This window comes from Rhodococcus baikonurensis, from assembly GCF_040489275.1.
Classification (GTDB): domain Bacteria; phylum Actinomycetota; class Actinomycetes; order Mycobacteriales; family Mycobacteriaceae; genus Rhodococcus_F; species Rhodococcus_F baikonurensis.
The window spans coordinates 457,471-471,298 of sequence record NZ_JBEUOQ010000002.1; the positions used below are offsets into that span (position 1 = coordinate 457,471).

Below are 13,828 nucleotides of genomic sequence, written 5' to 3' on the forward strand. Positions count from 1 at the left end.
CTGCGAGATCGCGCACCGATAGAATCGAACCGGCGCACAACTCTGCCTCGGTGGGGATCTTGCGCTCGGGCTGTGCGTCCGCAACCCGTCATCACTGTTCAGGAGCGCGTTCGTTGACTTCCTTGTCCTCTGCCCAGACTGCGCTCGCTGGACTCGCCGAGGTCGCCCTCGCAGACGCCGCGTTCACTCCAGTGATCGACTCCATCGGTGCGGCCGCCCTGGACATCGTGGCGCCGAAGCCGGCTCGACCATTCATCGCCGCTGCCCTTGCCGCCCGCACGCCGGTGCTGCTGGTGACGGCAACCGGTCGCGAAGCCGACGATCTGACGTCAGAACTCACCGAGATGCTCGGTGGAGGCGTCGCGCAGTTCCCGTCGTGGGAAACATTGCCGCACGAGCGACTGTCGCCGAGCGCGGACACCGTCGGGCGGCGAGTGGAGGTACTGCGCCGACTCGCCAGACCAGACGACGCCTCGTACGGCTCGCCTCTCCGGGTGATCGTCACGACGGTGCGCTCTCTCGTACAGCCGATGGCGCCGGGGCTCGGGGAGATCGAGCCGATCACGTTGCGCGTCGGCACCGAGATCGATTTCGATTCCGTTCTGGTTCGTCTGGTGGAGATGGCGTACAGCCGCGTCGACATGGTGGGAAAGCGCGGTGAGTTCGCGGTCCGCGGTGGCATTCTCGATCTGTTCTCGCCGACGGCGGATCATCCGGTCCGTATCGAATTCTGGGGTGACGAGGTATCGGAACTTCGGTATTTCTCTGTTGCCGATCAGCGCTCGCTACCGGACGTCGACGTCGATTCCGTGATCGCGCCGCCGTGTCGTGAGTTGATTCTGACAGCTGATGTTCGCGACCGAGCTGCAGCACTTGCTGCTGAGAATCAGGCCGACGCGTCGTTGGTCGAGATGCTGGACAAGATCTCGGCAGGCATCCCCGTCGAGGGGATGGAAGCTCTACTCCCGGTCCTCAAACCCGGTGAACTGCAACTACTTTCCGATGTCCTTCCCGTGGGGGCGCACATCCTTCTGTGTGATCCGGAGAAGGTGCGCACCCGCGCCACCGACCTGGTGCGCACCGGCCAGGAATTCTTGGAAGCGTCGTGGACTGCGGCGTCGATCGGCGGCGCTGCACCGCTGGACACGTCGATCCTCAACGGCGGGGGAGTCGATCTCGGCGCCTCCGCATATCGGTCGCTCCGTCATGTTCGCGAATCTGCCGAAGCTGCCGGCCGTCCGTGGTGGACGGTCAGCCCGCTGGCGTCCGGGAATGGTGAAGAACTCGAACTCCCGGTTCAGGCAGCACCGCAGGTTCGTGGTTCCGACGACTTGTTGGCCGAACTGTTCGTCAGCCTGCGGGCACACGTGAGCACGGGCGGTCGCGCGGCGATCGTGGTGGCAGGTGCTGGAACGGCAAGCCGCGTCGTGGAGCGACTCGGTGAAGCCGAAGTGCCTGCCAAGATGCTCGATGCCGGAGCGACCCCCGCCCGTGGACAGGTCGCGGTGCTCCGCGGTTCTCTGCACGACGGACTGGTACTCGCCGGCGACGACTCGACACCAGGGATGGTGATCGTCACCGAGTCCGATCTGACCGGCAACCGTGTTGCGGCGGTCGGCGACGGAAAGCGTTTGCCGGCCAAGCGCCGCAATCAGGTTGACCCCCTCGCGCTGTCGGCAGGGGACATGGTCGTGCACGATCAGCACGGTATCGGCCGGTTCGTCGAAATGGTCGAACGCACCATCGGCGGGGCGCGTCGTGAATACCTGGTCATCGAGTACGCGCCGAGCAAGCGTGGCCACCCGGGCGATCGTCTGTTCGTCCCGATGGAATCACTCGATCAACTTTCCCGGTACGTCGGTGGAGAGTTGCCTGCGCTGAGCAAGCTCGGTGGATCCGACTGGGCAAACACCAAGCGTAAGGCCCGCAAGGCAGTTCGTGAGATCGCGGGTGAGTTGGTTCAGCTCTACGCTGCGCGTCAGGCAGCTCCCGGGCATGCGTTCGGCCCGGACACGCCGTGGCAGAAGGAACTCGAAGACGCATTTGCGTTCACCGAGACCATCGACCAGTTGACCGTCATCAGTGAGGTCAAGGCCGACATGGAGAAGCCGGTTCCGATGGACCGGGTGGTGATCGGTGACGTCGGGTACGGCAAGACGGAGATCGCCGTTCGTGCCGCGTTCAAGGCAGTGCAGGACGGCAAGCAGGTAGCGGTGCTGGTTCCGACGACTCTGCTTGCACAGCAACATCTTCAGACGTTCACTGAACGAATGGCGTCGTTCCCGGTGAAGGTGCGAGGGCTGTCCCGTTTCACCGACGCCAAGGACTCGAAGGAAATCATCGCAGGCATGGCGGAAGGTGAGATCGACATTGTCGTCGGTACTCACCGGTTGCTGCAGACCGGTATCCGCTGGAAGGACCTCGGGCTTGTGATCGTCGACGAGGAACAGCGATTCGGAGTCGAGCACAAGGAACACATCAAGGCACTGCGCACCCATGTGGATGTCCTGACGATGTCGGCTACCCCGATTCCTCGTACTCTCGAGATGAGTATGGCCGGGATTCGCGAGATGTCCACGATCCTCACGCCGCCGGAAGAACGTCATCCGATCCTCACCTACGTCGGCGCGTATGCCGACAAGCAGGTCGCCGCGGCCATCCGGCGCGAACTGTTGCGCGACGGCCAGGTCTTCTACGTACACAACCGCGTCAGCTCGATCGACAAGGCAGCCAAGAAGATTCGCGAACTCGTCCCGGAGGCTCGCGTCGTCGTCGCGCACGGTCAGATGAACGAGGACACTCTCGAAAAGACCGTGCAGGGATTCTGGGAACGCGACTTCGACGTGTTGGTCTGTACCACGATCATCGAAACCGGTCTGGACATCTCGAACGCCAACACACTGATCGTCGAACGTGCGGATTCGCTGGGCCTCTCGCAATTGCATCAGCTTCGCGGACGCGTCGGGCGTAGTCGCGAACGTGGATACGCCTATTTCCTGTATCCGGCCGAAAAGCCTTTGACGGAAACGGCATACGACCGGTTGGCAACGATTTCGCAGAATTCGGACCTCGGCGCGGGTATGGCCGTCGCGATGAAGGACCTCGAAATCCGTGGAGCCGGAAACGTTCTGGGCGCAGAGCAGTCCGGCCACGTCGCGGGGGTCGGGTTCGATCTGTACGTCAGGCTGGTCGGTGAGGCGGTCGAAGCCTTCCGGGCTGCAGCCGACGGCAAGCCGATCACAATGGACGAGGGCACGAAGGAAGTCCGGATCGACCTACCGGTGGACGCGCACATCCCGCCCGACTACGTCACCAGTGACAGGCTCAGGTTGGAGGGGTACCGCAAGCTCGCTGCGGCAACCGATTCCGACGGCATCGCTGCCGTAGTCGAAGAACTGGTCGATCGCTACGGCCCACTGCCCGAAGAGGTTCGACGGCTGATCTCGGTGGCCAAGCTTCGACTCCTCTGCCGCGAGTACCAACTGGAGGAAGTTGCCGTCACCGGAACTCAGCTCAAGATCTCGCCTATGTCACTGCCCGATTCCAAACAGATCAGGCTCAAGAGGATCTATCCGAGCGCGCAGTACCGGGCAACGACCGGGCTCGTGCAACTCCCGCTGCCTCGCACCGGCGGAGTCGGCTCGGATCGTCTGCGGGACGTCGAACTACTCCAGTACATCGCGGACTTCATCCTGGCGATAGACGGGCGCGCCGCCGGTGCCGTCCTGGTCGAGGCGTGAGCGCACAGTGAACGAATCGCCCGTCGTCGTACTGCTCGATCCTTTGCGGCCGCATGTCTTTCCGATAGAGGCGCTCCCGTTCTTGTCCGGCGCGATCGATATCGACCCGGACGTTCCCGACTCGGTACGCGGCGCGCTGCCGGCGACGACACCCGGCGCCTCGGTCACTCTGATGATGGACACCGACGAGCCGAAGATCGAGGGGATTTCTGCCGCTGGGGTAAAGGTGATTCGCGCCGAACCCATTCACGGCGATCGACTGGTGGAAGCGGCGTCGATCATGGACCGGTTGTGGAATCGTGGTGGTTGGGAGTCGACCCAGACGCACGAGAGCCTCTCGGTTTACCTCGTCGAGGAGACCTATGAGGTACTCGACGCGATTCGAAGCGACGACGAGAGCGATCTCCGTGAGGAACTCGGCGATCTGTTGCTCCAGGTGTTGTTCCACTCGCGGATCGCTCAATCTCACGGCGTTTTCGAATTGGACGACGTGGCCGGCGCATTGATCGCGAAACTTGTGCACCGCAGCCCGCACCTGGTCAGTTCCGGAGTGGTCGACATCGCTGAGCAGGAGCGGGCGTGGGACGCTTTGAAGGCTGCCGAGAAGGCGCGCGCGTCGTCCATGGACGGAATCGCGCGGTCGCAGCCGCCGTTGCTCCTCGCTGAAAAAGTGTTGAGTCGCGCTGCCAAGGCCGGTGTGATCGCGAGCACCGATGAAGCTGACCTGAAATCCTTGATCGCACGGTGCCGACGCGCCGACACGGCACTGCTCGGCGCTCTGGACAGACTGATGACCGACATACGGACACGTGAGGCTAGGGGCCTCGAAAACGTGGAGGATTAGCCCACTTTGACGTAATTACCCGGTAATCATCTGGCAACCGGAAAATAGCTTGGGCTCGGTGAGTGCAGTTGAAACAAACCTAAGGTATGTTTACGTACGAAATGAGCAACACTGGGTCGTTTTCTCGCACGAAGTGGCCTTTGATCGGCAGGTATGTAGGGGGGTCCGATGACGGTTCGTTTCTGCACTGCGAGCGGCGAGGTACGGCAACCGGCGGGGTGTTGCCGTACCTGGAGGCTCGGAGTGGTTACCGATCAGCGATCCGCCGAAGTCGTTCGATCCGCTGAAGCCGTTCGAATGACTAGAAGGACTGATGGCAAATGAGCGTTCATGCTGAGGTGGAGAGCCGGTCGGCAGCATTACAAGATTCCGCTCATGTCGGCACCGACTGGCGTCGGGCATACCGGAAGCGGATCGCCGTGAGCGATTCGATCACGGTCCTGTTCGTGATCGCACTCGCTCAGATCGGCAGCATGTGGCCGCATCCCATCGAGTGGCTGACACCACTCAAGGTGATCGCGTCTGCAGCGCTGGGCGGGTTGTGGATGATCGCGCTCGCACGGGGGCGTAGTCGTCATCAGGCGATGTTGGGTGAAGGCAGTGACGAGTACGAGAAGGTGCTGCTCGCTACCGGCCAGGTGTTCGGGGTAGGTGCATTGGCCGGGATCATTCTCGGCGTGGGAATTGCGCGAAGCTATCTCATGATCGCCCTGCCCGTCGGACTCGCTGCGCTGCTTCTCGGGCGCTACCTCTGGCGACGCGACATTCGAAAGAAGCGTGCGATCGGGGATTGCCGCAACTCGGTGCTGTTGGTCGGTGGACACGCGTCCGTCGTTGCCACCACGCGTGCCTTCGTGCGCGATTCCTCGGCCGGCTACGACGTCGTGGGAGCGTGCATTCCGCGTCGGGCGACCGCGTTGGACGATCACATCGTTGTCGACGGCGCAGCAGTCCCGGTATTGGGCAACGAGTTCGAGGTGGTCGAGGCGATGCGCGCCAGTGGCGCAGACACCGTCATCGTCACCGGGACCGAAGACCTCGGGCAGGTGGGCATTCGCAAACTGATGTGGGACCTCGAAGCAGAGGGCGTCGACATGGTGGTTTCACCGGTCGTGGCCGATGTGTCGAAGGCTCGCTTGATGTTTCGCCCTGCGGCGGGACTCCCGTTGATTCACGTTGCCCGGCCGCGCTACCAGGGGGCGAACCGGCTTGCGCCCGCTGTTTTCGACGCGGTGTTTTCGATGCTGATGATCCTCCTCGTGGCGCCGGTCATGGTCGCCGCTGCCGCTGCAGTCAAGTTCACGTCGAAAGGCCCGGTGTTCTACAAGGCGGAACGCATCGGCCTCAACGGGAAACCGTTCCCCATGTTCAAGTTTCGTACCATGGTGGAAGGTGCCGATCAACAGGTTGTCGATCTGATGGGCGACAACGAAGGCGCTGGGGGCGTGTTGTTCAAGATGCGTGAGGATCCACGAATCACGTCCGTCGGCAAGATCCTTCGTCGATTGAGCATCGACGAGCTCCCACAGTTCTTCAACGTCATTCGCGGGGAGATGAGCGTCGTCGGCCCCCGGCCGCCGTTGCGTCGCGAGGTCGAGATGTACGACGACGAGGTTGCCCGGCGCTTGCTGGTCAAACCTGGCATCACCGGTCTCTGGCAGGTAAGTGGTCGCAGTGATCTCTCCTGGGAGGAATCTGTTCGTCTCGATTCGTCATATGTGGAGAATTGGTCTGCGGCGCAGAACATCTCGATCATCACCAAGACCGTATCTGCAGTGCTCAGGAGCGACGGAGCGTACTGATCGGCCAGAGCCGGTCAGCATTCCTGGAACTGGGCGCGAACATACCCCGCGGTTTGCCAAACGTAGTTTGCGGCCCAAACCCAGAAGGGCAGTGGTCGGCGGTCCGCGACTACGTCGATGTCACCGTCCCAGCAGCGGTTGATGATGTAACGACTGCGAGAGACGTGGGGAACGAAGGTCACTACGATGACGCGCTTCCATCCCTCTGCCTCTGCGCGACGCCGAATCTCCTGTCCTTCGCCACGCGTGGTCGACGGATCTGGCTTGAAACAGCTGACCTCGAAGTCGTAGGTTCCTTCGCATATTGCGTTGATCTTCGGATCATTGCTGCGATACGGATTCGAAAAGATGATCTGGGGCGCGTAGCCCTGCTCAGCCAGGGACAGTCCGTACTCTTCTCTGCCGTCGTGATCACCGCCCAGTACGACTATCGCGTCGGCCATTTCGGGTGTGTCGATCACCGGATCGACGTAGACCGGCCAGCCGGCAGCAGTGATTGCAGTAAGTCCGCCGACAATGCCACTGAGAACGAGTATGCGTCGTCGAACCTTGGGGCGAGTGGATTTCACAATTACTTCCTGTAGTGCAGATGTGGGAGCCGCTCAGAGCCTGTACTGGGTCTCGAGCACTGCACGAACGGCAGGCATTCCTAGGCGTTCGCGAGCAACACTTCGAGCGCGGGCGCCCATCTCTGCTGCGGCGACGGGGTCCTTCAAGAGCGACGAGATCGCCGCAGTCAGTGACTCGGTGGCGTCGCCGATCACGAGGCCACACCGACCGTCTCGAATCAGTGGTGCGAGGCCACACGTGTCGGTGACGACTACGGGCAGTCCTGCGGCCATCGCTTCGAGTACGGACATTGGGAACGGCTCGTTCACGGAGGGCAAGACATATACCGAGGCTTGACGAAATCGCGCGGCAGACTTGTCGAACGGAAGTGGGCCTTCGTACCGGATGAAAGTGCTATGCCCTGAGCGTTCGATCAGTCCGTTGACGGCTTCTGCTTCACCCTCATCCGGCCCGACTATCGAAAATCGCGCCGTGTGTCCGCTGTCCAACAACTCTTTTGCGGCTTCAACGAACACCTGGGGTCGCTTTCTTGCCTGTAGGCGTGCGAGGTAGAGGACCTCGGGCGGGTCGTAACTGTTGCAAGGCCGCGACTCGAGGTCTTCTGCCTCCGGAATCCCGTTGTTGAGTTCCACCAAGTTTAGGTGACCGTCTCCGACAACGGACTGCAGGTCTGCGTGTTCGCGTTCGGTCAGATAGAACACTGTCCGTGCTCGTTTGAGGACCGGGATCGTGAGAGCAGCGTCCAACGGTTTTGCCAGCAGCTTGTCTGTTTCGTCGATCATCCCGTGAGTCTGAGCGAAAACTGGAATGCCGTATGCAAGAGCCAGCTTCGCGGCAGGAAGAGTCACCAGGTCGCGAGCGAGATGAATGTGCACGACATCGAATTCTCGGATGTGCTTGTGAAGCCACACAAGCATCGACGGCGCGCCGATTCCCGCGTACCCGATCTTGGGGATCACGGTTCGCGCCGAAAACAATTTCAGAGCGATACCTTGCTCGTGTGTCGGGGGCACCGCGTATCCACGCTCACCCGCGGCGATAGTTACGTCATGACCATTGTCTTGCAATGCTTTCGACTGATTGAGGGCGACCCTGATAGGCCCTCCGTATGCGGCGTCCGGTGAGAAGAGAGTGACGATTTGCAGTATCTTCATCGTGCGGCGCCGGCCCGTGGCGCCAACATTGTGGTTCCGGCGGAAACATCGGACGTCACCAAAGCCGTCGCGCCGACGATTGCGTTGTCCCCGATCGTTACACCCCGGAGTATCGTCGCGCGGGCGGCGATCCACGCCTGGTCACCGATAACGATGGGGGCATTGTCGAACTCGAATGTGGGACTTCGGTGATCATGACTGCCCGTACACAGGAGGACATCCTGCGAGATAGCCGTGTTCGCCCCTATCGTGACGGGTTCGAGATTGAGTATCCAGGTTCCCTCCCCGATCCACGAGTCTGCTCCGACCGTCAGCTTCCACGGCCAGTGGATACGGACACGGTGTCGAATCAGGACCCCGTCGGCGATGTCTGCGCCGAACTGCCGGAGAACTGCAACGCGTATTCCGTTGGGGCACCACCAATGAGAAAGCAGCACACCGGAAATCACAAGCCAGGAGATTTGAACCAGTAGGCCGCGTCCCTTGTCGTAGCCTGCCCCGGTGAACCCGGACAGAGTGCGTGTTGTGCTCACAGTCGGACCGCTGCAGACGAGTCCCGTACGTGCTCGCGATACCATGCAACGGTCGACTCGATGCCCTCGCGTGTTGAGATCTGTGGTTTCCAACCGGTGGCCATCAATGTGGACACGTCGAGTAGTTTGCGCGGTGCACCATCGGGCTTGCTTGTGTCCCAGTCCATTCGGCCTTCATATCCCACTGCTTCGGCCACGATGTTTGCGAGATCTTTGATGGTTTCGTCGTGACCGGTACCGACGTTGATATGTCCGGACTCGTCGAAGGTGTCGAGTAGGTGAAGGAGTGCGTCGGCCAAGTCGTCCACGTGGAGGAATTCTCGACGGGGGCTCCCCGAACCCCAGTTCGTGACGGATTCAATTCCATCCTTCTGGGCTTGGTCGAGACGGCGAATCATCGCAGGAAGTACGTGCGAGACATTCTCCGTGAAGTTGTCGCCGGGGCCGTACAGGCTTGTCGGCATCGCCGAGATCCAAGGCAACCCGAACTGCCGACGAACAGCCTGGACTTGGATGATTCCCGCAATCTTGGCGATCGCATACGCGTCGTTGGTCGGTTCGAGATGGCCGTTCAGTAACTGATCTTCGGTGATCGGCTGTGGTGCCAGGCGCGGGTAGATGCACGAGGACCCGAGGAACAGCAATCGACGCACGCCGTGCCGCAACGCTGCGTCGAGCACATTGGTCTGGATCTGGAGATTGTCGGAGATGAAGTCGACCGGATATGTGTTGTTCGCGACGATCCCCCCGACCTTCGCGGCAGCCAAGACAACGCACGACGGTTTGGTTGCTTCGAAGAAGGCGAACACGTCAGCACGGTTTCGCAGATCGAGTTCGGCAGATGTGCGGCCGATCAACTCGGTGAAGCCACTCTGTTCGAGCTTGCGCCAGAGCGCGGAACCCACTAGTCCCTTGTGGCCCGCGATGTATGTCGGGGCGCTGCGATCAAGAGGTGCAATCGATTTCGTTGTGATCATGAGAGCGAGATCTTCCAATCAGGGAGATGTGGCGTGTCGATCCACGGTGTGCCGGCATTCGCCAATGCTGCGATGTCGGCGTCCATCATGATTCGAGCCAATTCTGGGGTCTGTACTGTTGCTTTCCAGCCCAGTTCGTCTTCGGCCTTGCCTGCGTCGCCGACCAGAGCGTCCACCTCGGTCGGGCGAAGGTAACGAGGATCGAATTTGACGTACTTCTGCCAGTCGAGACCAACATGTTCGAAGGAGGCCACGACAAAATCCTGGACCGTGAAGTTCCCTCCGGTGGCCAACACGTAGTCATCTGGTTCGTCGACTTGAAGCATCCGCCACATACCCTCGACATACTCGGGTGCGTAGCCCCAGTCTCTGACCGCGTCCAAATTGCCCAGGTACAGGGAATCTTCGATCCCGGCCTGAATCCGCGCGACTGCACGCGTAATTTTTCTGGTGACGAATGTTTCACCGCGGCGGGGTGACTCGTGATTGAAGAGGATCCCGTTCACCGCGTGAATTCCGTACGCTTCGCGATAGTTCCTGGTGACCCAGTACGAGTACACCTTCGCAGCACCGTACGGCGACCGCGGATAGAACGGGGTGTCCTCGTTCTGTGGAGGCGGACTGGCTCCGAACATTTCCGAACTCGAAGCCTGGTAGAAGCGGCACTGCAATCCCGTCATGCGGACTGCTTCGAGCAAACGAATAGACCCGATTCCGGTTGTGTTGCCGGTGTGTTCGGGCTCGTCGAAGCTGACCCGCACGTGCGACTGCGCAGCGAGGTTGTACACCTCGTCTGGTGCGATCTTCGACAGAAGCGTGACGAGTCGTGCGCCGTCGGACAGGTCACCGTAGTGCAAGAACAGCCGTGCGCCCTGTTCATGAGGGTCCTGATAGAGGTGATCGATGCGCGACGTGTTGAAAGTTGATGCGCGTCTGATCAATCCGTGTACTTCGTAGCCTTTGGCCAACAACAGTTCTGCCAGGTAGGAGCCGTCCTGTCCGGTGATCCCTGTGATGAGTGCGCGTTTGGTCATCGAGCGTCAGCTGCCTTGTCTGTGTTCGTCGTCTTCGGATCCGAGTCCAGGTGTGTGTCGAGATGTGTGAGGTGTTGTTCCGAGTGGCTCGCGTACTAATTGCGGCCGGCCACCAGCTCGCGGATCCACTGTTCACATTTGTCGATGGACGCGGTTTTGCCGACCGCGGTAGCGCAGTAACGGACCCCGGCTGCGCCAAGTCTGGCGGAGGTCTCTGCGTCGCCCGCGAGTTGCAGGGCTGCGGTGAGCAGGCCGGCGGGATCACCGTTCCGAGTGACGACGCCGGCACCGGAAGCACGGATTTCGTCAGCAGTCGTGGATGCCACGTCGGTCGCAGCGACAATCGGGGTACCGCTGCTGAAGTACGACGTCAACTTGCTCGGCACTGCCATTCCGACGATTCCGGGTGCCTCGTTGACCAGTAGAACGTCAGCGGCGGCCATGGCAGTGCGGAAGTCCTGGTCGTCGAGTGGCCGCACGAAGTCGATTCGATTGACTCCCATTGCCGCAGCTTCGAGGTTCGGTCGCTGATTGCCGTCACCGACCAGAACGAATCGGATCGGTAGATTCTGCTCGTCGGCGAGTCGAGCCGCCTCGACCACATTCTCCAAACCTTGCTTTACACCCATGTTTCCGGTGTGCAGAACTATGGTTTCATCGGGCGACCACCCGAATCTGGTGCGTGCGGCGGTGAGATCCTCGACATCGATCGGTGCTACGTGCGTCCAGTTCCGAACGACGGTGACTCGTTCGCGTGGGACGTGAAGTTCGTTGACGACGTGGTCGACGAAACGGTCATGGACGACAGCGATTCCGTCGGCGGACTTCACGACAGCCGCCTCTAGCCGAGACGTTGCGCGGGCGCTGCGGCCTGTCATCGCGCCGGTCTCCACGACACCTTGTCCGTACAAGTCGTGGACCCAGACCCCGATTGCCGGGCGATTGGGCGTCAGCCGAGCACGTCCGAGGACCATCGCAGTGGCCAGCAATGCCGGACTGGTACACACGATCACATCAGGTGTGTTCCACCCGGAACTGGCGGCGCGTGCGCCGAAACTCAGCTCCATTTTGATTCGTCCCAACGCGTTAGGTGGGTTCGGGACGAAGTGGCGGCGTCGGTGAACGTGAACGCCGTTCACGATCTCGTCTATCGACCGCCCCTGATACGAAGCGTCGATTTCCCATGCCGGATAGTGCGGGTAACCGGTGACGACGTGCACCTCGTGCCCGCGCTCACCGAGCGATTCGGCAAGGTCCGTCATGTACGGAGCTATCCCCGTGGTTTCCGGCGCGTAGTTGATTCCGAGGATTGTGATGTTCAGCGAGCCGACGGTGGCACTTGTCGGTAACTCGGGAATCGCCGAAGCGCCGCCAGGGTAGTCGTGCATCTGGTCGGTCTGTGTACTGATGACGAACCTCCGGTTGGGAAATGGCGCGCGAAACAGTCAAACGGTTTTATTCAAGCTATTTAAGCCCCAGTAGGGCGGTTTATCAACCCGGTCGGCTGGCCAAACTCGACAAAATGGGCGAATCGCTCAGATGAATGCCCGGCATTCGACCGCCTGAACGACCGATTTAGCCAAAAAATAACTGGATGGATGTGATTCTGGTGATAGTTGGGTCGAGGTGGGTGGTGTGCGTCCGGGCGGGTCCGGATTCTGCGCTCTCGCACCGTGTGCAATTCTGTGCTCACGCAATGGTCTGCGTGAATGTTCGATCACACCTTGACCGTCTTGCGGTTTGTTGTGTATTCGGCGGCAGAGGGGAAATGATGAGGTCTGATCCGTGGGGGAACATCTACTGCTGCAATACTCAGCAGGCGTTTGCGACAGTTGTACCGTCAGTGGTCGACGACGCGATTTCGGTGTGGATCAGCAGTGTTTTCGATCCCGAGGACGAGGTCCGTGTGCGCGTCGTGTTGGTGCGCCGAGTCGATGAATCCGAAATCGAATCCGAGCACCTGGTGCTCGACGACGCGGCTGGCGATCTCCCCGACGAGTTCGACACAGTCGATGTCGACGAATTCGACAAGGTCTTCGTGAGTTTCTTCCATAACAGCCGCCTCGTCGACCCGTCGACAATCGTGTTGGTCGTAAGTGCCGGAATGCTCGGACTGATCTACTCGCACCGATTCGGTGACGAGACGGTGTTCATGCCGAAGTCGGAACGACTCTTTCTGGCATTGAGTGGGTTGAGTCCTGACTGTGCGCCAGTTCGGCAGGACCGGCGGCCGTTGACTGCGCGGAGGATCGTCGAGGGCGGACTTCGGATGTCCGTCGCTCACCCCAAAGCATCTTTCGGAGCGATACGTCAGATTGTCGGTATGCGGAAGGAGGTTCCGCGCCCGGTGGCTTGCCCGGACGAGTCGGGGATGCATGCATTGGACTCACGCGCGTGGTGGTATTTCGCTCGGCTCGAAGGCAGGACTGATCGCAAATTGCCGTCGGTCTACTTCTACTGCGCACTACTTGCCGCGTTGGAACGTGGGGCGCACGAGAGTCATCACGTGGTGGCGGACCTTCGGTCGTACTCCCCAGTTCTCGGGCTCACCGATGGGAATGCATTCAGTCACATACCATTTCGAGCCGACTGGTCGGTCGACGACCCTGCTGACGTGGCGCACGAACTGTCGTCGCGAATTCGGTCGGGCGAGGCGCTGATCCGTCGATCAGTAGGTGAGGTGGTCACGCGCGCAGCTGACTACAGGCACGGATCCGGTGGTGGATTCGGCGAAGGTGGCGAGATCGCGGAACAGCCTCTGACCACCAGTATGTCGTGTTTTCGTCTCCCGGCCGACCGGCCGTATGCGAAGCGTGATGGTCGGCTCGTGTACTCCGGTGGCATGCAGACCTACGCCGCAAACGCGATGTCGATCAACATTCGGGCGACTGGAAACGTCTCCGATTGCACGTTCAGTCATTCCGGTGGACATGTCGCGAAGGCCTCACTGATTGCGGCGGTGAAAACTGCCGCTGGCCTGTCGGGTGCCGACGTGACGATGGAAACAGGATTTCACTTCGGCGAGCGATAGCGGAAACCTGCGTCCCACGGTGCGTCTGCAGGCACTTCGTACTCCTCGGCTACTTCGCAGTAAACAATCCTATAGACTGTTTTGAGTGAACTGAGCCGACCGATGGTTTCAAATTGATCTCGGTCTTGAAATCTCGGTCGCGG

The 13,828-nt window shown here is 60.7% G+C and carries 10 protein-coding genes; 4 read left to right on the plus strand and 6 right to left on the minus strand.

All coding sequences use genetic code 11. The annotated features are described in order from the left end of the window. Positions 1-113: 113 nt before the first annotated feature. From mfd to ABWI03_RS06390, 3 genes are all read left to right on the plus strand, one after another. Positions 114-3,740 (plus strand): transcription-repair coupling factor, encoded by a 3,627-nt coding sequence (gene mfd, locus ABWI03_RS06380; RefSeq protein WP_124567108.1) that lies wholly within the window; start codon positions 114-116, stop codon positions 3,738-3,740. A 7-nt stretch (positions 3,741-3,747) separates the two neighbouring features. Continuing rightward, complete coding sequence (locus ABWI03_RS06385; RefSeq protein ID WP_298775042.1) at positions 3,748-4,584, plus strand: nucleoside triphosphate pyrophosphohydrolase; 837 nt, start codon at positions 3,748-3,750, stop codon at positions 4,582-4,584. A gap of 320 nt (positions 4,585-4,904) precedes the next feature. Next, the gene (locus tag ABWI03_RS06390) at positions 4,905-6,386 is read left to right on the plus strand and encodes a sugar transferase (protein ID WP_298775045.1); all 1,482 of its coding nucleotides are present in this window, start codon (positions 4,905-4,907) and stop codon (positions 6,384-6,386) included. Between the two features lie 14 nt (positions 6,387-6,400). Here the strand turns inward: ABWI03_RS06390 and ABWI03_RS06395 are convergent, their stop codons facing one another. The 6 genes from ABWI03_RS06395 to ABWI03_RS06420 form a co-directional block, all read right to left on the minus strand. Further along, positions 6,401-6,955 carry a YdcF family protein gene (locus tag ABWI03_RS06395; RefSeq protein ID WP_095972146.1) on the minus strand — a complete coding sequence of 185 codons (555 nt, stop codon included), beginning with the start codon at positions 6,953-6,955 and terminating at the stop codon, positions 6,401-6,403. A 33-nt stretch (positions 6,956-6,988) separates the two neighbouring features. After that, positions 6,989-8,110, minus strand: a complete 1,122-nt coding sequence (locus tag ABWI03_RS06400) for a glycosyltransferase (protein ID WP_298775048.1) — start codon at positions 8,108-8,110, stop codon at positions 6,989-6,991. Next, entirely contained in the window at positions 8,107-8,643 is a 537-nt protein-coding gene (locus ABWI03_RS06405; RefSeq protein WP_095972148.1) for a DapH/DapD/GlmU-related protein, read from the minus strand. Before ABWI03_RS06405 ends, ABWI03_RS06400 begins: the two co-directional genes overlap by 4 nt. Next, positions 8,640-9,620 (minus strand): GDP-L-fucose synthase family protein, encoded by a 981-nt coding sequence (locus ABWI03_RS06410; protein ID WP_095972242.1) that lies wholly within the window; start codon positions 9,618-9,620, stop codon positions 8,640-8,642. The genes ABWI03_RS06405 and ABWI03_RS06410 overlap by 4 nt, the downstream gene beginning before the upstream one ends. Beyond that, on the minus strand, positions 9,617-10,654 hold the full coding sequence (gene gmd, locus ABWI03_RS06415) for a GDP-mannose 4,6-dehydratase (protein ID WP_095972149.1): 1,038 nt from the start codon (positions 10,652-10,654) through the stop codon (positions 9,617-9,619). The genes ABWI03_RS06410 and gmd overlap by 4 nt, the downstream gene beginning before the upstream one ends. Positions 10,655-10,749: 95 nt before the next feature. Beyond that, positions 10,750-12,042, minus strand: a complete 1,293-nt coding sequence (locus tag ABWI03_RS06420) for a glycosyltransferase family 4 protein (protein ID WP_095972150.1) — start codon at positions 12,040-12,042, stop codon at positions 10,750-10,752. Positions 12,043-12,425: 383 nt separating this feature from the next. Between ABWI03_RS06420 and ABWI03_RS06425 the strand changes: the two genes are divergently transcribed. Then, positions 12,426-13,685: a hypothetical protein gene (locus ABWI03_RS06425; RefSeq protein WP_124567101.1), complete on the plus strand. Its 1,260-nt coding sequence runs from the start codon at positions 12,426-12,428 to the stop codon at positions 13,683-13,685. Positions 13,686-13,828 lie beyond the last annotated feature (143 nt).